The organism is Streptomyces sp. DT190 (assembly GCF_049846985.1).
Taxonomy (GTDB): Bacteria; Actinomycetota; Actinomycetes; order Streptomycetales; family Streptomycetaceae; genus Streptomyces.
This window is the reverse complement of record NZ_JBNCNM010000022.1, coordinates 110,771-136,348: the sequence shown is the minus strand read 5'-3', so window position 1 is coordinate 136,348 and position 25,578 is coordinate 110,771. Positions and strand designations below refer to the sequence as shown.

Here is a 25,578-nt window from a genome sequence, read left to right as displayed (position 1 = left end):
CGACGGTACCGCAGCGGTTCGCGGTAGCGTCGGGGCATGGACGACGCAGTTCCCCCGACGGACCTCCCGGCGGAGGCCCAGCAGGCGGAGCCCGAGCACGACCCGGCCGCCCCCGCCCCCCTGAACGTGCCCCGCACGCCCACCGGCGACGCCGGTGTGGACGCGGCCCTGACCCGGCTCGGTGACGCGGACCACCTCGCCACGGACGGGCACGTCGAGGTGTACGAGGATGTACACCGGGGGCTGCGCGACGCGCTGACCGCGCTCGACGTACGCCCGGGACCTCCGGCGCCCCCGCCGCAGCCTGGACCTAGGAGCTGAACCGAACGTGGCAGGAGTCGCACGTCGCCGTCTGGACGCGGAGCTGGTCCGCCGCAAGCTCGCGCGTTCGCGTGAGCACGCCGGCCAGCTGATCGCCGCCGGGCGGGTCTCCGTCGGCAGGACCGTCGCGACGAAACCGGCCACGCAGGTGGAGACCGCCGCCGCCATCGTCGTCGCGGCCGACGCGGACGACCCCGACTACGTCTCCCGGGGCGGCCACAAGCTCGCCGGCGCGCTGGAGGCGTTCGTGCCGCAGGGACTCGTCGTCGAGGGGCGCAGGGCGCTCGACGCCGGCGCCTCGACCGGCGGGTTCACGGACGTGCTGCTGCGGGCCGGGGCCGCCCACGTCGTCGCCGTGGACGTCGGATACGGACAACTCGCGTGGTCCCTGCAGCAGGATGAACGCGTCACCGTCAAGGACCGTACGAACGTACGCGAGTTGACGCTTGAAGCGATCGATGGGGAGCCTGTGGATCTTGTCGTGGGGGATCTGTCCTTCATCCCGCTCGGGCTGGTCCTGCCCGCCCTGGTGCGGTGCGTGAAGCCGGACTCCGACCTGGTGATGATGGTCAAGCCGCAGTTCGAGGTGGGCAAGGAGCGGCTGGGCAGCGGGGGTGTCGTCCGCAGCCCCCAGCTGCGGGCCGAGGCGGTGCGGGGCGTGGCGGAGAAGGCCTGGGGGCTGGGGCTCGGGGCGAAGGGCGTGACCGCGAGTCCGCTGCCCGGGCCGTCGGGGAATGTCGAATACTTCTTGTGGCTGCGGGCCGGGGCACCGGCACTGGACCCGGCCGACGTTGACCGAGCAGTGGCGGAGGGGCCGCGTTGACCGAGAACCGAGCTCGTACGGTGTTCCTGCTCGCCCACACGGGACGGCCGGCGGCCGTACGCAGTGCCGAGCTCGTGGTGAAGGGACTGCTGCGCTCCGGCCTCGGCGTGCGCGTCCTGGAGGACGAGGCCCGGGACCTGCCGCTGCCGGACGAGGTGGTGCTGGTCAAGGAGGCGACCCCGCAGTGCCTCGACGGCTGCGAGCTGCTCATCGTGCTGGGCGGTGACGGCACGCTGCTGCGCGGCGCGGAGTTCGCGCGGGCGTCGGGGGTGCCGATGCTCGGCGTCAACCTCGGGCGGGTGGGGTTCCTCGCGGAGGCCGAGCGCGACGACCTGGACAAGGTCGTCGACCGGGTGGTGACCAAGGCGTACGAGGTCGAGGAGCGGATGACCGTCGACGTCGTGGTGCACCAGAACGGCGACATCGTGCACACGGACTGGGCGCTGAACGAGGCGGCCGTGCAGAAGGTGTCCGCCGAGCGGATGCTGGAGGTCGTCCTGGAGATCGACGGACGGCCGGTCACCGGGTTCGGCTGTGACGGGATCGTGTGCGCCACGCCCACTGGATCGACCGCGTACGCCTTCTCGGCGGGCGGGCCGGTGGTGTGGCCGGAGGTCGAGGCGCTGCTGATGGTGCCGATCTCCGCGCACGCGCTGTTCGCCAAGCCGCTGGTGACCTCGCCGGATTCCGTGCTGGCCGTGGAGGTCCTGCCGCACATTCCGCCCGGGGTGCTGTGGTGCGACGGACGGCGGACGGTGGAGCTGCCCGCCGGGGCGCGGGTGGAGGTGCGGCGGGGGGCCGTGCCGGTGCGGCTGGCCCGGCTGCACCACGCGTCGTTCACGGACCGGCTGGTGGCGAAGTTCGCGCTGCCCGTCTCCGGGTGGCGGGGCGCCCCTCATTAGCGTGGTCGCTCGTCTCAGGGGCGTGGTCGCCCGGTGGCGGCGGGTGCGGGTCGTGGGTGGCTCGTCGCGCAGATCCCCACGCCCCCGAGGGGGGCGCCGCCACTCGCGTGGGTGACAAGGGCAGGCCGGTCGCAATCCTCGGCCCGGACCTCGTAAGGTCGTGTCCGTGTTGGAGGAGATGCGGATACGGTCGCTCGGTGTGATCGACGACGCTGTGGTCGAGCTGTCGCCGGGGTTCACCGCGGTCACCGGTGAGACGGGTGCGGGCAAGACCATGGTCGTCACCAGCCTGGGATTGCTCCTGGGCGGGCGGGCCGACCCGGCGCTCGTGCGGATCGGCGCCGGGAAGGCGGTGGTGGAGGGGCGGATCACCGTGCCCGAGAACGCCGCCGTCGCCGTACGCGCCGAGGAGGCCGGGGCCGAGCTCGACGACGGCGCCCTGCTGATCAGCCGTACCGTTTCGGCCGAGGGGCGCTCCCGGGCGCACCTGGGCGGGCGCAGCGTGCCCGTGGGCGTGCTCGCGGAGCTCGCCGACGAGCTGGTGGCCGTGCACGGGCAGACCGACCAGCAGGGGCTGCTCAAGCTGTCCCGGCAGCGGCAGGCGCTCGACCGGTACGCGGGCGACGCGGTCGCCGTGCCGCTGGCCAAGTACGCCGAGGCGTACAAGCGGCTGCGGGCCGTCTCCGCCGAGCTCGACGAGATCACCACGCGCGCGCGGGAACGGGCCCAGGAGGCCGACCTGCTGCGCTACGGGCTCGACGAGATCGCCGCCGTCGAGCCCCGGGCCGGTGAGGACGTGGAGCTGGCCGAGGAGGCCGAGCGGCTCGGGCACGCCGAGGCGCTGGCCTCGGCCGCCGCGGCCGCCCACGCCGCGCTGGCGGGCAATCCGGAGGACCCCGAGGGCGTGGACGCCGGGACCCTCGTCGCGGGCGCCCAGCGGGCCCTGGACGCCGTGCGGTCGCACGACCCGGCGCTGGCCGCGCTCGCCGACCGCATCGGGGAGATCGGGATCCTGCTGCGCGACGCGGCCGGGGACCTCGCCGGGTACGCCGACGACCTGGACGCCGATCCGCTGCGGCTGGCGGCCGTCGAGGAGCGGCGGGCCGCGCTCACCGGGCTGACCCGGAAGTACGGCGAGGACATCGCCTCCGTGCTGGCCTGGGCCGAACGCGGCGCCGCCCGGCTGACCGAACTGGACGGGGACGACGAGCGGATCGGGGAGCTGACCGCCGAGCGGGACGCGCTCCGGGCCGAACTGGGCGGACTCGCGCAGGCGCTGACGGACGCCCGGACGGAGGCCGCCGAGCGGTTCGCCGCCGCCGTCACCGCCGAGCTGGCGTCCCTCGCCATGCCGCACGCGCGCGTGTCCTTCGACATCCGGCAGACCGAGGACCCCGAGGGCGTCGAGGTCGGCGGACGGCCCGTCGCCTACGGGCCCGCCGGAGCCGACGAGGTCGAGCTGCTGCTGGCCCCGCACCCGGGCGCCCCGCCCCGGCCGATCGCCAAGGGCGCCTCCGGCGGTGAGCTGTCCCGCGTGATGCTGGCCGTGGAGGTGGTCTTCGCCGGGACGGACCCGGTGCCGACGTACCTCTTCGACGAGGTCGACGCCGGCGTCGGCGGCAAGGCGGCGGTCGAGATCGGCCGGCGGCTGGCACGCCTGGCGAAGACCGCGCAGGTCGTCGTCGTGACGCATCTGCCGCAGGTGGCCGCCTTCGCCGACCGGCAGTTGCTGGTCGAGAAGACGAACGACGGCTCCGTGACCCGCTCCGGCGTCAAGGTCCTGGAAGGGGAGGAGCGGGTCCGGGAGCTGTCCCGGATGCTCGCCGGCCAGGAGGACTCGGAGACCGCCCGGGCGCACGCGGAGGAGTTGCTGGCGACGGCGCGGGCGGACCTGTAGCCGGAGGGCGGGCCGGTGCCGGGCGGGTCGCCCAACTTCACTCGTGTGGGTGACTCGGCCCGGCGCATTCCCCCGTTTCCGCGCCCCACGGTCGCGCCGCCGGGGGTTTTGGCGTTCCCGGAACCCCCGTATGTCCTGGCATCCTTGGCGGAGTACGCGTGGGAAACCGCGCCGTGACCGCCCGACCGAACCAGGAGCCCGGCCACGTGACGCCCGTGAGCAGCCACTCACCGCCTGGCCAGTCGCCGCTGCGCACCGTTCAGGTGCTCGGCGGGGGCAACGCCGCGAGCAGTGCGCATGTGCGCTCGCTGGCCGCGGGGCTCGTCGCGCGGGGCGTGAAAGTCAGGGTGTGCGCCCCCTTCGAGGCGGATCGCGCCTACGACTTCAGCGGAGTCGGGGCCGACCACGTGCACGTGCCGCGCAGCAGCGACCCCGTCTCGGTGGCGGCCCTGCGGGCGGCCTGCGCCGACGCCGACCTGGTGCACGCCCACGGGCTGCACGCCTCCTTCCGCACCGTGCTCGCGCTCAGCGGGCGGCGCGTGCGCACTCCGCTGGTCGTGACGTGGCACGACCGGGCGCACGCCGACGGTGCGCGGGCCCATCTGCTGCGCGTCCTGGAGCGGCGGGTCGTCAAGGCGGCCACGGTGGTGCTGGGCACGAGCTCGGCGCTCGTGGACCGGGCCCGGCTGACCGGCGCCCGGGACGCGCGGCTCGCCGCCGTGACGCTGCCCGGCCCGCGCCGGCCCGTGGAGCCCGACGACCCCGACCGGATGCGGCCCAAGGTGCGCGCCGAACTCGGCGCGATCGGAAGGCCGTTGCTCATGGCCGTCGGATCCCTGGAGCGGCACCGCGGATACGACGTGCTGCTGGACGCCGCGCGCGTGTGGCGCCGCCTGGACCCCGTCCCCCTGGTCGTGATCGCGGGGGAGGGGCCGCTGCGCGGCGAGCTCCAGGAGCGGATCGAGAGCGAGGGACTGCCGGTCCGGCTCATCGGGCGCCGCGACGACATCACCGACCTGCTCGCCGCCGCCGACCTCGCCCTGCTGCCCAGCCGCTGGGAAGCGCGCTCGGTGCTCGCCCAGGAGGCCCTCCACGCGCGCGTGCCGCTCGTCGCGACCGACGTCGGCGGCATCCCCGAACTCGTCGGCGACGCGGCCGAACTCGTCCCGTCCGGGGACGCCCGGGCCCTCGCCACGTGCGTCGTACGGCTGCTCGGCGACCCCGAGCGCCGGGCCCAGTTGCAGGACAAGGGCGTCCGGCAGGCGGCGACCTGGCCCACCGAGGACGAGACCGTCGCCCAAGTGCTCAGCGTCTACGACGAGTTGACCCGGCCGCTGCCGCTCCCCTAGGCCGTGTCCGCACAGTCCCTCCTGCCCCGCGACGCCTGGCACGCACTCTCGCCGCACCGGACACAGTCCCGAGTACGCCCCAGTACGAGGGACCGCGTCCGGCACGCCGAGAGCACGCACCGGACGCCGCAGGGTCCGCCCTCCGGGCGGACGAAGGAACTGTGCGGACACGACCTGGAGGCGCCCTACGGTCCCGGAGCCCTGGTCTGCGGGGCCGGGGGCACATGGCGGCGGGCCCGCAGTGCCAGGCTCAACGCCAGCACCGTCTGCGGATCGTCGAGGTCCGTGCCCAGCAGCTCCCCGATGCGCGCCAGCCGGTTGTACAGGGTCTGCCGGTTGAGGTGGAGCTCCCGGGCCGTCTCCGCCTTGCGTCCCGCGTGGGCGAGATAGGTCGTCAGGGTGGGCAGCAGCGGCGGCCGGGAGCGGCGGTCGTGCTCCAGGAGCGGCCCGAGGGCGCGGTCGACGAAGGCGGCCAGGTCCGGATCGTCGCGCAGCCGCCACAGCAGCAGGTCGATGTCCAGGCGGCGGGCGTCGTACCAGGGCCGGTCCGGCAGGCCCTGGGCCGCCGTGGCCGTCTCGGCCGCGTGCCGCAGCCCCGAGGCGGCAGCCGTCCAGCCGCCCGCCACCCCGACGACCACCACGGGCGGCGGCCCGCCCGGCCGCAGCATCCCGGCCCGCCCCACCCCGGCCCGCAGCGCCGCGGCCACCCGGTCCGCGACCGTCGCCCGCTCCGCCTCCGCGCGCAGCCCGAGCAGCACCAGCACCCGCCCCTCCACCGGCCGCACCCCGAGCAGCACCGGCACGCCCACCGCGGCCAGTTCCTCCGAGACCGCCCGGGCCAGCACGGCCCAGCCTCCCCCGGGGGACAGGGCGTCGCCGAGCCGCATCACGACCGGCAGCAGCGGCCCCTCGCCCGGCCGGAAGCCCAGCACCCGCGCCTGCGCCGGGGCGTCCTCCGCCGTCACCCGGCCCTCGGCGAGGTCGGTGAGGAAGTCGCCGCGTCCACGCGCCGCCAGTTCCTCCTCCTGCCGCGCCTGCATCAGCACCACGGCCAGGATGCCCGCGGCCCGTTCGGCGGCCATCCGGTGCACCGGCGCCAGGGGGGTGCGCACGGGCAGCAGCACCAGCCGCGCCCGGACGCCCCCGCTGCCCGGACCGCCGCCCGGCACGTCCACGAGCAGCGAGCCGGCGAGCGGCGGTTCGTCCCGGTGCTGGCCGCGCAGCCCCTCCCACACCTGGAGCGGGTCGGCGCCCTCGGGACCGGCCCCGGCGGCGTACAGCAGCTGGCCCTCCGCCGTCTCCAGGAAGACCGGGTTGGCGGCGAAGTCGGCCAGGATGCCGAGCACCTGGGGCACACCACCGCCGCTGAGCACCGCCCGCGTGCAGCGCCGGTGCACCTCCTCGGCCCGCTGCAGCAGCGCGTAGTGGCCGTTGACGATCTCGGTGTGGACCTCCTCCGTCACGGTGACGAACGGCACCTCGCGGTGCAGCTGCACCAGCGGCAGACCGGCCGCGCGCGCCGTGTCGACCAGGGCCGCGGGCAGCCGGGTGAAGCGCGGGCCGAGCTCCACCACGAGGGCCGCGATGCCGCGTTCGGCCAGCGTGCGCACGAACGCCCGCTGCTCGGCCGGGCGGGTGCCGAGGCCGTAGCCCGTGGTCAGCAGGAGTTCACCGCCCTTGAGCAGGGAGGCGATGTGCGGCACCTCGCCGGCGTGCACCCAGCGCACGGTCCGTCCGAGCCGGTCGGCCCCGGCCAGCACCTCGGGCAGCCCGCTGCGCAGCCCCGGCAGCTCCAGCGCCCGCTGCACGGTGATCCCGGCGCCCTGGGTGCCGTAGCCGCTGTCCGTCCCGCTCTCCATGGGCCGGACGCTACCCGGGCGGGTGCCCAGCGGACATCTCCGGACGGGCACCGGGACGATCACACCGGGGTCCCGGGGCGGATCCGCCCCGGGATTACGGGGTGGTCGACCGGGTACCGGCGCCTCCATGGACATCAGCGTGGTCGCGGTGGGGCGGGAGGACGACAGTCCGGTCGAGGAGCCGTTGCGGGTCGCGGTGCTCGCCGACCGGCTCGGATACCGGGAGGTGTGGGCGGGGGAGGGGCCGACCTGGGACTCGTTCGTCCTGGCGACGGCGATCGGCGCGGCCACCGAGCGGGTCGGACTGACCGCCGGGCCCGTGCCGGTGAACGTGCGCGACCCGCTGACGGTCGTCCGGGGCGCCGCCTCCACCGCGGCCGTCACCGGCCGGCCCGTGGGCGTGGCCCTGGGCACCTCGAGCAAGCGGGTCGTCGAGGGCGTGCACGGCCGGCCCCGGACCCGTCCCGCCACGACGCTGGAGGAGTCGGCCGCGGCCGTGCGGGCGCTGATGGACAGCCTGCCGGGCGAGCCGGTCGTGCCCGGCAGCGGCTTCCCGCGCCGGCTGCCGCCGCCCGGGGGCATGCTCACCGTCGCGGCGTTCGGCGAGCGCGCGGTCGCCACCGCCGTCGGGCACGCCGACCGCATGCTCCTCGACCTGGTCTCGCCCGGGCAGGTGCGCATGCTGCGGGCGCGGATGCTGGCGGCGGCCGAGAAGGCGGGGCGCACCCCACCGCGGCTGGCCGCCTGGCTGCCCGCGGCCGTCGACCCGGAGCCGGAGGCGCTCACGCAGATCCTGCGCGGCGTCGTCGGCTACCTCCCCGTGCCGGGCTACAGCGACATGTTCGTCGACGCGGGGTTCGCCGAGGTCGTCGAGCTCGCCGCCAAGGGCACCGACCGCGACACCCTGCTGCGGGCCCTGCCGCCCGAGGCCGCCGGCACGGTCGCCCTGGTCGGCGACGCGGCCGCGGTCCGCGCCCGCATCGACGCCTACGCCGAGGCCGGACTCGACGAGGTGGCCCTCGTCCCGGCCACGGCGGGCGACCCGGCGGGGGAGCGCACGCTCACGGCGCTGAGGCCGCGCTGACGCTCCCCGGGCCCGTGCTCAGCCGCCGTAGGCGCCCGAGGCCGTCAGCCGCAGCGCCGTGTCGATGAGCGGCACGTGGCTGAACGCCTGCGGGAAGTTGCCCACCTGGCGCTGCAGGCGCGGGTCCCACTCCTCGGCCAGCAGACCGAGGTCGTTGCGCAGGGACAGCAGCTTCTCGAACAGCCTGCGCGCCTCGTCCACGCGGCCGATCATCGCCAGGTCGTCGGCCATCCAGAACGAGCAGGCGAGGAACGCGCCCTCGTCGCCGGGCAGGCCGTCGACGCCCTCGTCGCCGCCCGAGGTGGGGTAGCGCAGGATGAAGCCGTCCGGCGTGGACAGCTCCCGCTGGATCGCCTCGATGGTGCCGATGACCCGTTTGTCGTCCGGCGGCAGGAAGCCCATCTGCGGGATCAGCAGCAGCGAGGCGTCCAGCTCCTTGGAGCCGTAGGACTGCGTGAAGGTGTTGCGCTCCTTGTCGTAGCCGCGCTCGCACACGTCCCGGTGGATGTCGTCGCGCAGTTCCTTCCAGCGCTCCAGGGGGCCGTCGGCGTCGCCGGACTCGATCAGCTTGATCGTGCGGTCGACGGCGACCCAGGCCATCACCTTGGAGTGCACGAAGTGCCGGCGCGGGCCGCGCACCTCCCAGATGCCCTCGTCGGGCTCCTGCCAGTGGTCCTCCAGGTAGCGGATCAGCTTCAGCTGGAGCAGGGAGGCGTAGTCGTTGCGCGCGAGGCCGGTCATGTGGGCCAGGTGCAGGGCCTCGGTGACCTCGCCGTACACGTCCAGCTGGAGCTGGTGCGCGGCGCCGTTGCCGACCCGGACCGGGGCGGAGTTCTCGTAGCCCGGCAGCCAGTCCAGCTCCGCCTCGCCGAGCTCGCGCTCGCCGGCGATGCCGTACATGATCTGCAGGTTCTCCGGGTCGCCCGCCACCGCGCGCAGCAGCCACTCGCGCCAGGCGCGGGCCTCCTCGCGGTAGCCGGTGCGCAGCAGCGAGGACAGCGTGATGGCCGCGTCGCGCAGCCAGGTGTAGCGGTAGTCCCAGTTGCGGACGCCGCCGATGTCCTCCGGCAGGGAGGTGGTCGGCGCGGCGACGATCCCGCCGGTCGGGGCGTACGTCAGCGCCTTCAGCGTGATCAGGGAGCGGACCACGGCCTCGCGGTAGGGGCCGTGGTACGTACAGTGGTCGACCCACTCGCGCCAGAAGTCCTCCGTCGCCTCCAGCGACTGCTCCGGCTCGGGCAGCGGCGGCGGCTGCTTGTGCGAGGGCTCCCAGGAGATCGTGAACGCGATCCGCTCGCCCGGCGCGACCGTGAAGTCCGAGTAGGTCGTCAGCGACTTGCCGTACGTCTCCACGGATGTGTCGAACCACACGGAGTCGGGGCCCGCGACGGCCACCGTCCGCCCCTCGTGCTTGTGCACCCACGGCACCACCCGCCCGTAGGAGAAGCGCATCCGCAGCGCCGAGCGCATCGGCACCCGGCCCGAGACGCCCTCGACGATCCGGATCAGCTGCGGGGCGCCGTCACGCGGCGGCATGAAGTCCGTCACCCGGACCGTGCCCCGCTGGGTGTCCCACTCGGACTCCAGGATCAGCGAGTCGCCCCGGTAGCTGCGCCGGGCGGCCGTGGGCGGCTCCTGGTCCGAGGCGTGGGCCGGGCCGAGCCGCCAGAAGCCGTGCTCCTCGGTGCCCAGCAGGCCGGCGAAGATGGCGTGCGAGTCGAAGCGGGGCAGGCACAGCCAGTCGACTGTCCCGTCCCGGCAGACCAGGGCAGCGGTCTGCATGTCTCCGATGAGTGCGTAGTCTTCGATGCGCCCGGCCACGTGCAACTCCAGTCGAACGGCCACGTCACCCCGCAAGGGGGCTGTCGCTAGTGCGGTCAAGGGGGGTGTTCAGCAGGTCCAGCAATGCGTCGTTGAGCGATGAAGCAAAACAGGTCACTCAGCCGTGACGCAAAGCGCCAATTGTTGCTCAACGAACTGACGAGCTCACGTTGTTCCGGTGATTACGGGCGGGGGGTGGTGCCGTTGGGCCGGACGGGCTCGGCAGCGAGTGTCCGAGCAGGATACGACGCACGCGGAAGATCCGGGTGCCCCTCCGGGCAAGGCGGGTACGCCGAACGAGTGAGCAGCGGGTGAGGGGCCGGTGACGATGATCGCCCCGTGTCGGATTGTGTGCGGAGCGTGGCCGGAAGCCATCACCTCGCGGCGCTGATACGCTGGTAGCCCGTGGACCGGTGGGCGCCAGACCCCCGAACCGCACCTCCAGATCGCGACCACGGGAGCCCCCTCTTGGCCATGCCCAATTCCACGACGACCAAGCACATCTTCGTCACCGGGGGTGTCGCCTCCTCGCTCGGCAAGGGCCTGACGGCCTCCAGCCTGGGCATGCTGCTCAAGGCCCGGGGCCTGCGCGTCGTGATGCAGAAGCTCGACCCGTACCTCAACGTCGACCCCGGCACGATGAACCCCTTCCAGCACGGTGAGGTGTTCGTCACCAACGACGGCGCCGAGACCGACCTGGACATCGGCCACTACGAGCGCTTCCTCGACCGCGACCTCGACGGCTCCGCCAACGTGACCACCGGCCAGGTGTACAACACGGTGATCGCCAAGGAGCGGCGCGGCGAGTACCTGGGCGACACCGTGCAGGTCATCCCGCACATCACCAACGAGATCAAGCACCGCATCCGCCGCATGGCGACGGACGAGGTCGACGTCGTGATCACCGAGGTCGGCGGCACGGTCGGCGACATCGAGTCGCTGCCGTTCCTGGAGACCGTCCGCCAGGTCCGTCACGAGGTCGGCCGGGACAACGTCTTCGTCGTGCACATCTCGCTCCTGCCGTACATCGGCCCCTCGGGTGAGCTGAAGACGAAGCCCACCCAGCACTCGGTTGCGGCCCTGCGCAACATCGGTATCCAGCCGGACGCGATCGTGCTGCGCTGCGACCGCGAGGTGCCCACCGCGATCAAGCGGAAGATCTCGCTGATGTGCGACGTCGACGAGGCCGCCGTCGTCGCCTGCCCCGACGCCCGCTCGATCTACGACATCCCGAAGACCGTGCACGGCGAGGGTCTGGACGCCTACGTCGTCCGCAAGCTGGACCTGCCGTTCCGCGACGTCGACTGGACGACCTGGGACGACCTGCTCGACCGCGTCCACAACCCCGACCACGAGATCACCCTCGCCCTGGTCGGCAAGTACATCGACCTGCCCGACGCCTACCTGTCGGTGACCGAGGCGCTGCGCGCCGGCGGCTTCGCCAACCGGGCCCGCGTGAAGATCAAGTGGGTCACCTCCGACGACTGCAAGACCCCGGCCGGCGCCGCGGCCCAGCTCGGCGACGTCGACGGCATCTGCATCCCCGGCGGCTTCGGCGAGCGCGGCGTGAACGGCAAGGTGGGCGCCATCCGCTACGCCCGCGAGAACAAGGTGCCGCTGCTCGGCCTCTGCCTCGGCCTGCAGTGCATCGTGATCGAGGCCGCGCGCAACCTGGCCGACATCTCCGACGCCAACTCCACGGAGTTCGACCCCGCCACCGGCCATCCGGTCATCTCCACCATGGCCGAGCAGATGGACATCGTCGCCGGTGAGGGCGACATGGGCGGCACCATGCGGCTCGGCATGTACCCGGCGAAGCTGGCCGAGGGCTCGATCGTGCGCGAGGTGTACGACGGCAAGGAGTACGTCGAGGAGCGCCACCGGCACCGCTACGAGGTGAACAACGCCTACCGCGGCGAGCTGGAGAAGAGGGCGGGCATCCTGTTCTCCGGCACCTCGCCGGACGGCAAGCTCGTCGAGTACGTGGAGTACCCGCGCGACGTCCACCCGTACCTGGTCGCCACCCAGGCGCACCCGGAGCTGCGCTCGCGCCCGACGCGTCCGCACCCGCTGTTCGCCGGGCTGGTGAAGGCCGCGGTCGAGCGGAAGACTTCGAAGTAACACACCAGTTGTACGGTGGCCGGGGTGCATCCCTTCAAGGGCGTGCACCCCGGTTTCGTTCCGGCAGGTCGCGCAGGGCACGTGGAAGGACAGGCATGACGATCAAGGACACCCCGGAGGCATGGGAGATCCGGGCGACGGACACGCCCTTCGTGGGCAACAAGACCTCCGTGCGGACCGACGACGTGGTCATGCCCGACGGCACCGTGGTCGGCCGTGACTACCAGGTCCACCCCGGCTCCGTCGCCGTCCTCGCCCTCGACGAGGCCGACCGCGTCCTGGTCCTGCGCCAGTACCGCCACCCCGTGCGCCACAAGCTGTGGGAGATCCCGGCCGGGCTGCTCGACGTCCCCGGCGAGAACCCGCTGCACGCCGCGCAGCGCGAGCTGTACGAGGAGGCCCACGTCAAGGCCGAGGACTGGCGGGTGCTGACCGACGTCTACACCACCCCCGGCGGCTGCGACGAGGCCGTGCGGATCTTCCTCGCGCGTGATCTGTCCGAGGCCGAGGGCGAGCGCTTCGCGGTCGAGGAGGAAGAAGCCGACATGGAGCTCGACCGGGTGCCGGTCGAGGACCTGGTCCGGGGCGTGCTCGCCGGCGAGCTCCACAACAACTGCCTCGTGGTGGGTGTGCTGTCCCTGGTGGCCGCGCGGTCCGGTGACGGCCTGGACGCGCTGCGCCCGGCGCAGGCCCCGTGGCCGGCGCGGCCCTTCGAGGCGTAGCCGCTCCGCTGAGGGGGGCGGTGCGGCGGTCGTGGGGCCCGTGCGGCGCCCTGGTGGGCGGTCGCGCCGTTGCCCGCGACCCTTCGGGGCGGCCGTCTCGACGCTCCGGATCCTACGATCTGCTGATCCGATCGGGGGATGCGCCCGCCCCGCTCCTCCGGGAACGTTGCAGAGCGTGAACTAGGCTCTGAGCACGCCCGAACCGGAGTCCCGGCGGGCCGGCAGGTGCGGTGGACGGGAGTGTGGCCCGTGACGGATCAGGTCGTGGAGACAGGCGACGTGCGGCTGACCGGGCGCGCTGCCGCGGAGCACCAGTTCCTGGGCCGTACAAGGGAGTTGAAGGAGCTGCGCGCCGACATCGAGCGCGCGGGACTGGACACCCTCGCGGGCCGCAAGGCGCCTCGCGCGCGCGTGCTGCTCATCGCTGGCCGCCCCGGCTCGGGCCGCACCGCCCTCGCCGAGGAACTCGCCCGGCAGGTCGCGGACCGCTACCCGGACGGCGTGCTGCGCGCCCGCCTCACCGACCCCGACGGCACCCCGGTACCCGTCGAACGCGCCGCCCGCGGCCTCCTCGCCGCCCTGGACGAGCAGGCCCCGGCCGGAGCCGGCGAGGACGACCTCACCGACGCCCTGCGCGCCGCCCTGGCCGACCGGCGCGTCCTGCTCCTGCTGGACGATGCCGCCGACGCCGAGCAGGTCGACGCCCTGCTGCCCGACACGCCTCAGTGCCTGGTCGTCGCGGTCTCCCAGGGCCCGCTCACCGGCATCTCGGACGTCCGCCCGTGCACCCTGGGCGGCCTGGACGCCAAGAGCGGCGTGGAGCTGCTGTCCCGGCACACGGGCGCGGTCCGCATCACCGTCGACCCCCGGGCCGCCGAGGGCCTGGCCGAGGAGTGCCAGGGGCAGCCGGCCGCGCTGATGCTGGCGGGCGGCTGGCTCGCGGCCCGCCCCCAGGCGGCCGTCTCCGACCTGGCCAAGCAGCTGCGTGCCGAGGAGCCCGAGGGGACCGCCCTGACCCGGGTCTTCCGGCTCGCGCACGCCGCCCTGCCCGCCTCCACCGCCCGGATGCTGCGCCTGCTCGCCCTCGCCCCGGCCGGCCTGGTCGACCCGCAGGTCGCCTCCGCGCTCGCCGGTTGCTCGGTCGGCACCGCCCGCACCACCCTCGACGACCTCGTCGCCCTCGGTTTCCTGCACGCCGTGGACGCGCCGCTGCCGCAGTACGAGGTGCCCGGCTGCCTGTACGACCAGCTCCGCCTCCTCGTCCGGCACCACGAGCGCCCCGCCGAGCTCCAGCTGGCCCGCGCCCGCATGCTGGAGCGGACCGTGCGGCTGCTCCAGGCCTGCCGGGCGATCACCGAGACCGACAGCGCGCAGGCGCGCCAGAAGCTGCTCGACATGCCCCGGGCCCTGCGCTTCCCCACCCCGCGGGCGGCCGCCGAGTGGCTGCGCCTGACCCGGCCGGCGCTGCTCGCCGCCGCCCGGCTCGCGGTCGCCGACGGGGAGCTGGACACCCTGGCCAGACGGCTGATGTCCCAGCTGGTCAGGGCCATGGTCGCGCATGTCGGGACCCGGGCGGCCGCGCCCGACCTGTACGTCGTGCACAGCCTGGTCCTCGACGTCGCCGAGCGCCGGGACCTGCCCCGGGAGAAGGCCGCCGCCCTGCTGAACCTCGGCGACCTCGACGCGCGCACCGGCCGTACGGCCGACGCCCTGGCGCGCTACCGGGCCGCCCTGGACGCCGGACGCGAGGTGAACGACACCTACGCGACCGGCCGCGCGATGGAATCCGTAGGGGGCGCACACCTGGAGCTCGGCGACTTCGACCGGGCCGCCGACTGGTTCGGCCGGGCCCTGACCGAGCGCCTGGCCCGGGGCGAGCGCGCCGACGCCGCCCGGCTGTACGGGCGCATCGCCGCCGCCCACACCTTCGCGGGCCGCTACGGCGAGGCCCTGCGCAACTGGCGCTCGGCGATCGCCGGGCACCGCAAGAACGGCGACGTGGCCGCCCAGGCGCGGGCGTTGAGCGAGCTGGCGCGGGTCCAGGAGTACGCGGGCCGGCCCGAGGAGTCGCTGCGCACCTGCCGGGAGGCCGTGGAGTGGGCCCGGCGCGCGGAGGACCCCCGGCTGCAGGCCGCGCTGCACCTGCGGGTCGCCGACACCCTCGAACACCTCGGCGACCCCGCCTCGGCCGGGCTGCACCGGGGTGCCGCCGAGCGGATCCTGGGCGAGGCAAACGTTCAAACCGAACCGGACGCCTGCGAAATCCGTACCGCATCCGCTGAAGATTGATGCAATGGAAGGCTAGACAGCGGGAACACCTTCATTAGACTGGCTCTGCCGCACGTTCTCCTGCGGTCTCTCCCGGTGTGCCCGTGCGTGCCCGGGTATGTCTAAGAAATACCCCCCATACCCTCTGAGCCAAGGACCGTGATCGACGTGAAGGTCGGCATCCCCCGCGAGGTCAAGAACAACGAGTTCCGGGTGGCCATCACCCCCGCCGGCGTGCACGAGCTGGTGCGCCACGGCCACCAGGTCGTCATCGAGCGCGACGCCGGTGTCGGCTCCTCGATCACGAACGAGGAGTACGTCGCCGCCGGTGCGCGGATCCTGGACACCGCCGACGAGGTGTGGGCCACCGCCGACCTGCTGCTGAAGGTCAAGGAGCCCATCGCCGAGGAGTACCACCGCCTCCGCAAGGACCAGACGCTCTTCACCTACCTGCACCTGGCCGCCTCCAAGGAGTGCACGGACGCCCTGCTGGAGTCCGGCACCACGGCCATCGCCTACGAGACGGTCGAGCTGCCCAGCCGCGCGCTGCCGCTGCTCGCGCCCATGTCAGAGGTCGCGGGCCGGCTGGCCCCGCAGGTCGGCGCCTACCACCTGATGCGCGCCAACGGCGGCCGCGGCGTGCTGCCCGGCGGTGTCCCCGGCGTGCTCGCCGGCCGTGCCGTGGTCATCGGCGGCGGCGTCTCCGGCTGGAACGCCGCGCAGATCGCCATCGGCATGGGCTTCCACGTGACCCTGCTCGACAAGGACATCAACAAGCTCCGTGAGGCCGACAAGATCTTCGGCACGAAGATCCAGACCGTCGTCTCCAACGCCTTCGAGCTGGAGAAGGCCTGCCTGGAGGCCGACCTGGTCATCGGCGCGGTGCTGATCCCCGGCGCCAAGGCCCCGAAGCTGGTCACCAACGAGCTCGTGGCGCGGATGAAGCCCGGAAGTGTCCTTGTCGACATCGCGATCGACCAGGGCGGCTGCTTCGAGGACTCCCGCCCGACCACGCACGCCGAGCCGACCTTCCCGGTCCACGAGTCGGTCTTCTACTGCGTCGCCAACATGCCCGGCGCGGTACCCAACACCTCCACCTACGCGCTGACCAACGCCACGCTGCCGTACATCGTGGAACTGGCCAACCACGGCTGGGTGGACGCGCTGCGCCGCGACCCGGCGCTCGCCAAGGGCCTCAACACGCACGACGGCAAGGTCGTCTACCGCGAGGTGGCGGAGGCGCACGGCGTGGAGCACGTCGAGCTGTCCTCGCTGCTCGGCTGAGCCGCCGACCCGCACGCGACGGCCGGTAAGTCGGCTAAGTCACCCAGTGGCAAAGGCGATACGTCAACACCGCTCGTCAACGCCGCGCACCCGGCCGGACCTTGCCCGACAAGGTCCGGCCGGATGTGTGTATGGTCACTTCGCGATTCTCGGGCAACTCGCCTCGAACGTAACCCTTCAACCGATTCGCACACCGGTGAAACCTGCCGTGCGACGGCCGTACGCCCTTGACAGCGGGATGTTTCATTGCCGACACATCGGGCCGGGTCCGGCGGATTGTGTTGCTGCGGACGCCCGACACGCCATAGAGTCGCCAACCGTCGGCATGGTGCCACGCTGACCTGTCTAGAAGTTTCCTGGTCACCAAGGAGGTAAGACGACTTGTGAATGAGTCGACATTTACTCCCGGGGGTGGTCAACCAGGAATGCCTGCACGGGACCAGGAGCCCGCGGGGTTCGCGGCTGTCGGCTCCGTCGCTGTGCGCACCTTCGCAGCCCACCAGAGTCAGCAGGCGACTCACACAGCACACCAGAAGATGGATGGCCATCACGTGAACGCCATGGCCGGCGACGGAAGTGGCGCGCCCCACAACCACTTCGCCGACTACGACGAACTGCCCGAGGGGCACTTCTACGACCCCGACGCGGAGTACGAGCCCGATCCCGAGTACGCGGCCACTCTCGCGCCCGACGCGGCCAGACAGCGCCGGGAGCGCATCGGCCCGACCGGGCGCCCGCTGCCGTACTTCCCGATCCCGGGCCCGCTGACCGACCACGGACCCGCGAAGATCATCGCGATGTGCAACCAGAAGGGCGGCGTCGGCAAGACCACGTCGACCATCAACCTGGGTGCCGCGCTCGCGGAGTACGGACGCCGGGTCCTGCTCGTGGACTTCGACCCGCAGGGCGCGCTGTCGGTCGGACTCGGCGTCAACCCGATGGAGCTCGACCTCACCGTCTACAACCTGCTCATGGAGCGGGGGATGGCGGCCGACGAGGTGCTGCTGAAGACGGCGGTCCCGAACATGGACCTGCTGCCCAGCAACATCGACCTGTCGGCGGCCGAGGTCCAGCTCGTCTCCGAGGTCGCCCGCGAGTCGACGCTGCAGCGCGCCCTGAAGCCGCTGCTGGACGACTACGACTTCATCGTCATCGACTGCCAGCCCTCGCTCGGCCTGCTCACGGTGAACGCCCTGACGGCCGCGCACAAGGTGATCGTTCCGCTGGAGTGCGAGTTCTTCGCCCTCCGGGGCGTGGCCCTGCTGACGGAGACCATCGAGAAGGTCCAGGAGCGGCTCAACCCCGACCTGGAGCTCGACGGGATCCTCGCCACGATGTACGACTCGCGCACGGTGCACAGCCGTGAGGTGCTCGCGCGTGTCGTCGAGGCGTTCGACGACCACGTCTACCACACGGTCATCGGGCGCACGGTCCGCTTCCCGGAGACCACGGTCGCCGGTGAGCCGATCACCACGTACGCCTCCAACTCCGTCGGTGCCGCCGCCTATCGCCAGCTCGCCAGGGAGGTGCTCGCCCGGTGTCACGCCGAGTGAGTCTGCCGGGGGCCGACGAACTCTTCCGTACGACTGGGGGGATGGGACTGCAGTCGTCCACGCCCAGGCGCAACGCCAACGGGGACGCCCGGGTGCCCGCTCCGGCGGGCGAGGGCGACGCGGCGGCGGCAGCGGCCGCGGAGGACGCGCCGCAGTCGGTGCCCGCGCAGGGCGGCGACGGCGAGGGCGCGGAGCATGTGGCGGCGGACGCGGACCCGGCCGAGGCCGGGGAGTCCCGCAGCCGCTCCGGCTCCGGCCGCCGGCCGGCGGCGCAGGAAGGTTCTGCCGCCGCCGCGGGTGCCGCCGCGGCACCCCGCAAGCGCGGGCGGGCCGCCGCGCGTCGTCCCAGCGGCCGAGAGCGGCACGACGAGAAGATCACGGTCTACGTGTCCGCCGAGGAGCTCATGGACCTGGAGCACGCCCGTCTCGTGCTGCGCGGCGAGCACGGCCTGGCCGTCGACCGCGGGCGCATCGTCCGCGAGGCGGTCGCGGTGGTCCTCGCCGACCTGGAGACCCGCGGGGACGCCAGCATCCTCGTACGACGACTGCGCGGGCGGTAGCGGTAGCCTGCGAGGGCCATGACCTCGAACGCTTCCCCACCACCCCCCGGCGGCCCGGCCGGCCGCCGGCGTGCGCTGGGGAGGGGGCCGGGGGTACCGCGGGCCGAGCCGCCCGGGTCCGCCGAGGAGCCTGTCGAGGAGCCCACCGAGCGGGTGGCGGTAGAGCCGGAGCCCGGCGTTCCGGCCGGGCCGACGGACGCGCCCTGGGCCGGTGAGCCGCGCGAGGACACCGCCGAGCTGCCGGACGTGCCGTCCGGCGGACCCGGCGCCGTCGGCCCCGGCAGGTCGTCCGCCCCGTCCGGGGAGCCGCCGGCGGGCCGGTCCGCGGCCGGTCCGGTCACGCCCGCCGCACCGCCCCGCGAGGGCGGGTCCCCGCCGAGGGGCGATGCGTCCGGAGTGGCTCCCGCCGCGGGTACGGTGCCCGCGGCGGACGCCGGCAACCGTGCCTCTGCCCCCCGCCCGGGGCCGGGCGCAGAGGCCGCGGCCGGAGGTGCCGACGCCGACGACGGCGTCTTCACGGTCCGGCTCGCCAACTTCGAGGGCCCCTTCGATCTGCTGCTGCAGTTGATCTCCCGGCACAAGCTGGACGTCACCGAGGTCGCGCTGTCGAAGGTGACCGACGAGTTCATGGCGTACATCCGGGCCCTCGGGCCGGACTGGGACCTGGACGAGACGACCGAGTTCCTCGTCGTCGCGGCCACGCTGCTCGATCTGAAGGCGGCCCGGCTGCTGCCCGCCGCCGAGGTGGAGGACGAGGCCGACCTCGCGCTGCTGGAGGCCCGGGACCTGCTGTTCGCACGGCTGCTGCAGTACCGCGCGTACAAGCAGGTCGCCGACATCTTCAGCGGGCGCCTGGACGACGAGGCCCGGCGCTACCCCCGCACCGTAGGGCTGGAGCCGCACCACGCCGAGCTGCTGCCCGAGGTCGTCATCAGTATCGGGGCGGAAGGATTCGCCAGGCTCGCCGTGAAGGCGATGCAGCCGAGGCCCAAGCCGCAGGTCTACGTCGACCACATCCACGCCCCGCTGGTCAGTGTCCAGGAGCAGGCGGGGATCGTGGTCGCGCGGCTCCGGGAGCTCGGCGAGGCCAGCTTCCGCACGCTCGTGGCGGACACCGACGACACCCTCACCGTCGTCGCGCGGTTCCTCGCCCTGCTGGAGCTGTACCGCGAGAAGGCCGTGGCACTGGAGCAGGAGACCGCGCTCGGGGACCTGCTCGTGCGGTGGACCGGCGGGGACGGGGACGAGACCCCGACCGTCACCGACGAGTTCGACCGGCCGCCCGAGCCGCCGAAGGAGGAGGAGAAGGCGTGAGCCGACAAGCCGGCGAGACCCCGGCCGGGCTGCGCGACGTGGCCGGCCTCGACCTCAAGCCCGCCCTGGAGGCCGTGCTGATGGTCGTGGACGAACCCGCGACCGAGGAGCACCTGGCGAAGATCCTGGAGCGGCCGAGGCGGCAGATCGCCGACGCGCTGCGGGAGCTCGCCGACGAGTACACCGTGCAGGGCCGCGGCTTCGAGCTGCGGTTCGTCGCGGGCGGCTGGCGGTTCTACAGCCGGGCCGACTACGCGCCAGCCGTCGAGCGCTTCGTCCTGGACGGCCAGCAGGCCCGGCTCACCCAGGCCGCGCTGGAGACCCTGGCCGTCGTCGCCTACCGCCAGCCGGTGAGCCGCAGCCGGGTCTCCGCCGTGCGCGGAGTGAACTGCGACGGCGTCATGCGCACCCTCCTCCAGCGCGGCCTGACAGAGGAGGCGGGCACGGAACCCGAAACAGGTGCGATCCTGTACAGGACGACGAACTACTTCCTGGAGCGGATGGGCCTGCGCGGTCTGGACGAGCTCCCGGAGCTCGCGCCCTTCCTCCCGGAGGCGGAGGCGATCGAGGCCGAGACCCAGGAGGGCGTACCGTCGTTCGATCCGGACGCGCCCGACGACGACGCGCCGGGCCGCCCGGTGAGCCCGGGGACCCACGACGAAGACGACCAGACGGAACTTTGATGCGAAGCAGCAGCGGCAGGAACAGCAGCGGAAACAACGGCGGGAGCCGTGGTGGCAACAGCGGCGGCCGCGGCGGGAGTGGTGGTGGTCGCGGCAACTTCCGCGGCGCCGGCAACAACCGCGACGACAAGCAGGGCAGCGGCCGTCCGAAGAAGCCGCGCCCGGAGGAGCGCCGCTACGACGTGGGCCCCGGGGCGACCAAGGACGGCCCCAAGGCCGGACGCGGCGGCGCGGCCCGCGGCGGCGCCAAGGGCGGCCCCCGGCAGCCCCAGAAGCAGGGGCGCACGGCCCCGGCGCGCCCCCGTGAGTACGAGGCGCAGATCGAGGAGCGCAACCGCGACCGGTACGCGGGGAAGAAGGAGGTCAAGCTCCCCAAGACCTTCCCCGGCGCCGAGCAGGAGGGCGAGCGGCTCCAGAAGGTCCTCGCCCGTGCGGGCTTCGGCTCCCGGCGCGCCTGCGAGGAGCTGATCGAGGAGGCCCGGGTCGAGGTCAACGGCGAGATCGTCATGGAGCAGGGCAAGCGGGTCGACCCGGAGAAGGACGAGATCAAGGTCGACGGACTGACCGTCGCCACGCAGCGCTACCAGTTCTTCTCGCTGAACAAGCCCGCCGGTGTGGTGTCGACGATGGAGGACCCGGAGGGCCGGCAGTGCCTCGGGGACTACGTCACCAACCGCGAGACCCGCCTCTTCCACGTCGGCCGGCTCGACACCGAGACCGAGGGCGTCATCCTGCTCACCAACCACGGCGAGCTGGCGCACCGGCTGACCCACCCCAAGTACGGCGTGAAGAAGACCTACCTCGCGCACATCGTCGGACCCATCCCGCGCGACCTGGGCAAGCGGCTCAAGGACGGCATCCAGCTGGAGGACGGCTACGCCCGCGCCGACCACTTCCGGGTCGTCGAGCAGACCGGCAAGAACTACCTCGTCGAGGTCACCCTCCACGAGGGCCGCAAGCACATCGTGCGCCGCATGCTGGCGGAGGCCGGCTTCCCGGTCGACAAGCTGGTGCGGGTCGCCTTCGGGCCGATCACCCTGGGCGACCAGAAGTCCGGCTGGTTGCGGCGGCTGTCCAACACGGAGGTCGGGATGCTGATGCAGGAGGTCGACCTCTAGGCCTTGTGCCCGGACGCACCCCCTTTTATAGTCGTGCTGACTATTAAGGGGGGTGTTCGTCATGGACGGCTACGACAAGTACGCCCACGAGCCCTTCGCCGTCACCGTCGACCTCGCCGTGTTCACCCTCCGGGAGGGCGCCCTGCACGTGCTGCTCGTCGAGCGCGGCCAGGAGCCGTACGCCGGGCGCCGGGCCCTGCCCGGCGGGTTCGTGCAGCCGGACGAGTCCGCGGAGACGGCCGCCCGGCGCGAACTCGCCGAGGAGACGGGCCTGTCGGACGTCTCGGGGCTGCATCTGGAGCAGGTGCGGACGTACAGCGAGCCCGGCCGCGACCCCCGGATGCGGGTCGTGTCCGTCGCCTTCGCCGCGCTGCTGCCCGACGCGCCCGAGGCCCACGGCGGCAGCGACGCGGCGCGCGCCGACTGGCTGCCGTACGGCACGGCGGGGCCGCTCGCCTTCGACCACGACCGCATCCTGGCCGACGCCCACGAGCGCGTCGGCGCCAAGCTGGAGTACACCTGTCTCGCCACCGCCTTCTGCCCGCCCGAGTTCACCCTCGGCGAGCTCCAGCAGGTCTACGAGGCGGTGTGGGGCACCCCGCTCGACCGGCCCAACTTCCGGCGCAAGGTCCTCGCCACCCCCGGCTTCGTCGAACCCGTCCCCGGTGCCGCGCGGCTGACCGGCGGCCGGGGCAAACCCGCCGCGCTGTACCGCGCCGGAACCGCCACCACGCTCCACCCGCCGCTGCTGAGGCCGCCCCCGGAAGGACGCCCCGCATGACCACCCTCGTCCACAAGCAAGCCGCCACCGGGGCGCTCACGGGTCTCGCCCTCGGCGATGCGCTGGGCTTCCCGACCGAGTTCGACGACGTTCCCTCGATCCTCGCCGAGTGCGGGCCGTGGCGGGAGATGGAGCTGCCGAAGCGCGCCCGCGTCTCGGACGACACCCAGATGACGCTGGCGCTCGGCCGGGCGGTGCGCACGGCGATGGACCGGGGGCTGCTCACCCCGCTACGGCTGACCCGGCCCCTGCGGGAGGAGTTCGTGGACTGGTACCAGTCCCCTGACAACAACCGGGCACCCGGCCGCACCTGCATGAAGGCCTGCTACCTGCTGAAGGACGAGTCGCGCCCCTGGCAGGACGCCAGTCAGATCGAATCCAAGGGCTGCGGGGCCAACATGCGCGTCGCGCCCCTGGGGCTGGTCCCCGGGCTGAGCGACGAACAGCGCGCGGGCGCCGCCCAGTTGCAGGCCGCGCTCACCCACGGGCATCCGACCGCGCTGGCCGCCTCCGACCTCACCGCGCACGCCGTACGTCTGCTCGCGCAGGGTGCCGAGCCGACCGGGCTGGTCGGGCTGCTGCGCTCGTACGCCCTGGTCCAGCGCGGCCGCTACCACGAGCGCTGGCTCGGCGACCTGTGGAAGCGGGCCGAGGACGCGGGACCCGAGCAGTTCATCGCGCGCGGCTGGGACGAGTGCCTGGCGGTGCTCGACCGGCTGCAGCACGCCGTACGGACCGTGTCGCCGGAGACCGACCCGTGTCTGGCCACCGGCGAGGGCTGGATCGCCGAGGAGGCCCTGGCGACCGGGCTGCTGTGCTTCCTGCTCTTCGTCGACGAGCCGGTCACGGCCCTGCGCCGCGCCGCCTGCACGGCCGGCGACTCGGACTCGATCGCCTGCCTCACCGGCGCCTTCGCCGGCGCGTACCGCGGCGCGGCGGCCTGGCCGGCCGAGTGGGCCGACCGCGTCGAGTACCGGAGCGACCTGCTGGCCCTCGGGGCGCTCTGGGACGCGTGACGGGGGCGGTCACGCCAGGCGGACGGTGTCGCCCTCCACGATGATCTTCTCGGCGGGCAGGGAGCGCGTGGCCGGGCCGTTGGCCACCGAGCCGTCGGCGATGCGGAACCTGCTGCCGTGGCAGGGGCAGTTGATCGTGCCGTCGGAGACGGAGCCCAGCAGGCAGCGCTGGTGCGTGCAGATCGCCGAGAAGGCCTTGAACTGCCCCTGTTCCGGCTGGGTCACCACGACCTTCTCGTCCTTGAAGATCTTGCCGCCGCCGACCGGGATCTCACCGGTGGTGCCCAGTTCCCGGCCCCGGCTCGCGGAAGCGCTCGTCGCCGCGGAGCCGCCGCTGTCGCCGTCCCCGCCGCAGGCCGCGACCAGTGCCACCGCGCCCGTCGCGCCCGTGGCGAGGAGGACCGTGCGGCGCGTGGTCTCGTGGGTCATGTCGTCACTCCGAAGGTGTCGGAAAGAGGGAGAAAAGGGATTCCGCCTCAGGTCGAGTTCGAAAATACCCAAGGAACGGCAATCCGGGCGTCTCACCGGGCGGGCGCCGCGCACCCGGTCCACGCGGGCTGACTAGGCTGGACGGATCTGCAGCGACACGCACGTCAGCAAGGAGCATCGCCGTGGCGGTACGAGCGGTCCGGGGCGCCGTCCAACTCGATCGGGACGAGGCCGGGCACATGGACGAGCAGGTCGGTGCGCTGCTCACGGCCATCCTGGAGCGCAACGGCCTCGTCGCCGACGACCTGATCAGCATCTGGTTCACGGCCACGCCCGACCTGCGCAGCGACTTCCCGGCGGCCGCCGCACGGAAGCTGGGCATCGTCGACGTACCCCTGATCTGCGCCCAGGAACTGGACATCGAGGGCGCCATGCCGCGTGTCGTCCGGGTCCTCGCCCACATCGAGTCCGACCGGCCCCGCGCCGGGATCGCCCACGTCTACCTCGGCGCCGCGGCCGCCCTGCGCAAGGACATCGCCCAGTGAGAACCGCACTCGTCATCGGCACCGGCCTCATCGGCACGTCCGCCGCCCTCGCCCTGACCCAGCGGGGCGTCACCGTGCACCTCGCCGACCCCGACCCGGAGCAGGCCCGCACGGCGGCCGCGCTCGGCGCCGGGACGGACGAGGCGCCCGACGGGCCCGTCGACCTGGCGATCGTCGCCGCCCCGCCCGCGTACGTGGCCGACGTGCTGGCCGACGCCATGGGCCGGGGTGCGGCGCGCGGCTACCTCGACGTGGCCAGCGTCAAGGGCGGGCCGCGCCGCGAACTGGAGGCACGCGGCCTCGACCTCGCGGCCTACATCGGCACGCACCCCATGTCGGGCCGGGAGAAGTCCGGCCCGCTCGCCGCGACCGGGGACCTCTTCGAGGGGCGCCCCTGGGTGCTCACCCCGACCCGGGACACCGACACCGAGGTGCTGAACCTCGCCCTGGAGCTGGTCTCGCACTGCCGTGCCGTGCCGGTCGTGATGGACGCCGACGCCCACGACCGTGCCGTCGCGCTCGTCTCCCACATGCCCCACCTGGTCTCCAGCCTGGTCGCCGCGCGGCTCGAGCACGCCGAGGAGGCCGCCGTACGGCTGTGCGGGCAGGGCATCCGGGACGTGACGAGGATCGCCGCCTCCGACCCCCGGATGTGGATCGACATCCTCTCCGCGAACCCCGGGCCGGTCGCCGACCTGCTGACGGACGTCGCCGCGGACCTGGAGGAGACCGTGCGGGCACTGCGGGCGCTGCAGTCGTCCGACGACCACAAGCGGCGCGAGGGGGCCGGCGGCATCGAGGACGTGCTGCGGCGCGGCAACGCGGGGCAGGTCCGCGTGCCCGGCAAGCACGGGTCCGCTCCGCGGGCCTACGAGGTCGTGGCCGTGCTCATCGACGACCAGCCGGGGCAGCTGGCCCGGATCTTCGCGGACGCGGGGATGGCCGGGGTCAACATCGAGGACGTGCGGATCGAGCACGCGACGGGGCAGCAGGCCGGTCTCGTGCAGCTGATGGTGGAGCCGAAGGCCGCGCCGGTGCTGTCCGCCGCGCTGCGGGAGCGGGGCTGGGCGATCCGGCAGTAGCCCGCGGGGTGCCGCCGCTGCGGGCCGGCCCCGGACCGGCGGCGGG

The 25,578-nt window shown here is 73.5% G+C and carries 22 protein-coding genes; 19 read left to right on the top strand and 3 right to left on the bottom strand.

Features of this window, described 5'->3' with window-relative positions:
* Positions 1-36 precede the first annotated feature (36 nt).
* The 5 genes from ACPXCS_RS31105 to ACPXCS_RS31085 all read left to right on the top strand — a co-directional run bounded on the left by ACPXCS_RS31105 (position 37) and on the right by ACPXCS_RS31085 (position 5,292).
* The gene (locus ACPXCS_RS31105; RefSeq protein ID WP_425951692.1) at positions 37-321 is read left to right on the top strand and encodes a hypothetical protein; all 285 of its coding nucleotides are present in this window, start codon (positions 37-39) and stop codon (positions 319-321) included.
* A gap of 7 nt (positions 322-328) precedes the next feature.
* Complete coding sequence (locus tag ACPXCS_RS31100) at positions 329-1,144, top strand: TlyA family RNA methyltransferase (protein WP_425951691.1); 816 nt, start codon at positions 329-331, stop codon at positions 1,142-1,144.
* Positions 1,141-2,046 (top strand): NAD kinase, encoded by a 906-nt coding sequence (locus ACPXCS_RS31095; protein WP_094055423.1) that lies wholly within the window; start codon positions 1,141-1,143, stop codon positions 2,044-2,046. Before ACPXCS_RS31100 ends, ACPXCS_RS31095 begins: the two co-directional genes overlap by 4 nt.
* Positions 2,047-2,224: 178 nt before the next feature.
* Positions 2,225-3,943, top strand: coding sequence for a DNA repair protein RecN (gene recN, locus ACPXCS_RS31090; RefSeq protein ID WP_425951705.1), 1,719 nt, complete (start codon positions 2,225-2,227; stop codon positions 3,941-3,943).
* A gap of 206 nt (positions 3,944-4,149) precedes the next feature.
* Positions 4,150-5,292 (top strand): glycosyltransferase family 4 protein, encoded by a 1,143-nt coding sequence (locus ACPXCS_RS31085; protein WP_425951704.1) that lies wholly within the window; start codon positions 4,150-4,152, stop codon positions 5,290-5,292.
* Between the two features lie 185 nt (positions 5,293-5,477).
* Here ACPXCS_RS31085 and ACPXCS_RS31080 read toward each other — a convergent pair whose 3' ends face one another.
* The gene (locus ACPXCS_RS31080) at positions 5,478-7,151 is read right to left on the bottom strand and encodes a PucR family transcriptional regulator (RefSeq protein WP_425951690.1); all 1,674 of its coding nucleotides are present in this window, start codon (positions 7,149-7,151) and stop codon (positions 5,478-5,480) included.
* Positions 7,152-7,278: 127 nt separating this feature from the next.
* Here ACPXCS_RS31080 and ACPXCS_RS31075 point away from each other — a divergent pair, with 127 nt between their 5' ends.
* Entirely contained in the window at positions 7,279-8,235 is a 957-nt protein-coding gene (locus ACPXCS_RS31075) for an LLM class F420-dependent oxidoreductase (RefSeq protein WP_425951689.1), read from the top strand.
* Between the two features lie 18 nt (positions 8,236-8,253).
* Here the strand turns inward: ACPXCS_RS31075 and ACPXCS_RS31070 are convergent, their stop codons facing one another.
* Positions 8,254-10,056 carry a glycoside hydrolase family 15 protein gene (locus ACPXCS_RS31070; RefSeq protein WP_425951703.1) on the bottom strand — a complete coding sequence of 601 codons (1,803 nt, stop codon included), beginning with the start codon at positions 10,054-10,056 and terminating at the stop codon, positions 8,254-8,256.
* A 474-nt stretch (positions 10,057-10,530) separates the two neighbouring features.
* Between ACPXCS_RS31070 and ACPXCS_RS31065 the strand changes: the two genes are divergently transcribed.
* The 11 genes from ACPXCS_RS31065 (at position 10,531) to ACPXCS_RS31015 (ending at position 23,476) form a co-directional block, all read left to right on the top strand.
* On the top strand, positions 10,531-12,177 hold the full coding sequence (locus tag ACPXCS_RS31065; RefSeq protein ID WP_425951688.1) for a CTP synthase: 1,647 nt from the start codon (positions 10,531-10,533) through the stop codon (positions 12,175-12,177).
* A gap of 95 nt (positions 12,178-12,272) precedes the next feature.
* Complete coding sequence (locus ACPXCS_RS31060) at positions 12,273-12,899, top strand: NUDIX domain-containing protein (protein ID WP_425951687.1); 627 nt, start codon at positions 12,273-12,275, stop codon at positions 12,897-12,899.
* Positions 12,900-13,148: 249 nt separating this feature from the next.
* Complete coding sequence (locus ACPXCS_RS31055) at positions 13,149-15,188, top strand: tetratricopeptide repeat protein (protein WP_425951686.1); 2,040 nt, start codon at positions 13,149-13,151, stop codon at positions 15,186-15,188.
* A gap of 147 nt (positions 15,189-15,335) precedes the next feature.
* On the top strand, positions 15,336-16,451 hold the full coding sequence (gene ald, locus ACPXCS_RS31050) for an alanine dehydrogenase (RefSeq protein WP_425951702.1): 1,116 nt from the start codon (positions 15,336-15,338) through the stop codon (positions 16,449-16,451).
* A gap of 425 nt (positions 16,452-16,876) precedes the next feature.
* A complete protein-coding gene (locus ACPXCS_RS31045) occupies positions 16,877-18,004 on the top strand; it encodes a ParA family protein (protein ID WP_063888884.1) in 1,128 nt (375 codons plus the stop codon).
* Positions 17,989-18,564 carry a hypothetical protein gene (locus ACPXCS_RS31040; protein WP_425951685.1) on the top strand — a complete coding sequence of 192 codons (576 nt, stop codon included), beginning with the start codon at positions 17,989-17,991 and terminating at the stop codon, positions 18,562-18,564. The genes ACPXCS_RS31045 and ACPXCS_RS31040 overlap by 16 nt, the downstream gene beginning before the upstream one ends.
* An 18-nt stretch (positions 18,565-18,582) precedes the next feature.
* Positions 18,583-19,878: a segregation/condensation protein A gene (locus tag ACPXCS_RS31035; RefSeq protein WP_425951684.1), complete on the top strand. Its 1,296-nt coding sequence runs from the start codon at positions 18,583-18,585 to the stop codon at positions 19,876-19,878.
* Positions 19,875-20,561 carry an SMC-Scp complex subunit ScpB gene (scpB, locus tag ACPXCS_RS31030; protein WP_425951683.1) on the top strand — a complete coding sequence of 229 codons (687 nt, stop codon included), beginning with the start codon at positions 19,875-19,877 and terminating at the stop codon, positions 20,559-20,561. The genes ACPXCS_RS31035 and scpB overlap by 4 nt, the downstream gene beginning before the upstream one ends.
* A complete protein-coding gene (locus tag ACPXCS_RS31025; protein WP_425951682.1) occupies positions 20,561-21,679 on the top strand; it encodes a pseudouridine synthase in 1,119 nt (372 codons plus the stop codon). The genes scpB and ACPXCS_RS31025 overlap by 1 nt, the downstream gene beginning before the upstream one ends.
* 61 nt (positions 21,680-21,740) lie before the next feature.
* Positions 21,741-22,460 carry an NUDIX hydrolase gene (locus tag ACPXCS_RS31020; protein WP_425951681.1) on the top strand — a complete coding sequence of 240 codons (720 nt, stop codon included), beginning with the start codon at positions 21,741-21,743 and terminating at the stop codon, positions 22,458-22,460.
* Positions 22,457-23,476 carry an ADP-ribosylglycohydrolase family protein gene (locus ACPXCS_RS31015; protein ID WP_425951680.1) on the top strand — a complete coding sequence of 340 codons (1,020 nt, stop codon included), beginning with the start codon at positions 22,457-22,459 and terminating at the stop codon, positions 23,474-23,476. The genes ACPXCS_RS31020 and ACPXCS_RS31015 overlap by 4 nt, the downstream gene beginning before the upstream one ends.
* Positions 23,477-23,485: 9 nt before the next feature.
* Here the strand turns inward: ACPXCS_RS31015 and ACPXCS_RS31010 are convergent, their stop codons facing one another.
* On the bottom strand, positions 23,486-23,905 hold the full coding sequence (locus ACPXCS_RS31010; protein ID WP_425951679.1) for a Rieske (2Fe-2S) protein: 420 nt from the start codon (positions 23,903-23,905) through the stop codon (positions 23,486-23,488).
* A 182-nt stretch (positions 23,906-24,087) separates the two neighbouring features.
* On the opposite strand from ACPXCS_RS31010, the gene aroH reads away from it, so the two are divergent.
* Both aroH and ACPXCS_RS31000 read left to right on the top strand, forming a co-directional pair.
* A complete protein-coding gene (gene aroH / locus ACPXCS_RS31005) occupies positions 24,088-24,450 on the top strand; it encodes a chorismate mutase (RefSeq protein ID WP_425951678.1) in 363 nt (120 codons plus the stop codon).
* Positions 24,447-25,532, top strand: coding sequence for a prephenate dehydrogenase (locus ACPXCS_RS31000; protein WP_425951677.1), 1,086 nt, complete (start codon positions 24,447-24,449; stop codon positions 25,530-25,532). The genes aroH and ACPXCS_RS31000 overlap by 4 nt, the downstream gene beginning before the upstream one ends.
* Positions 25,533-25,578 lie beyond the last annotated feature (46 nt).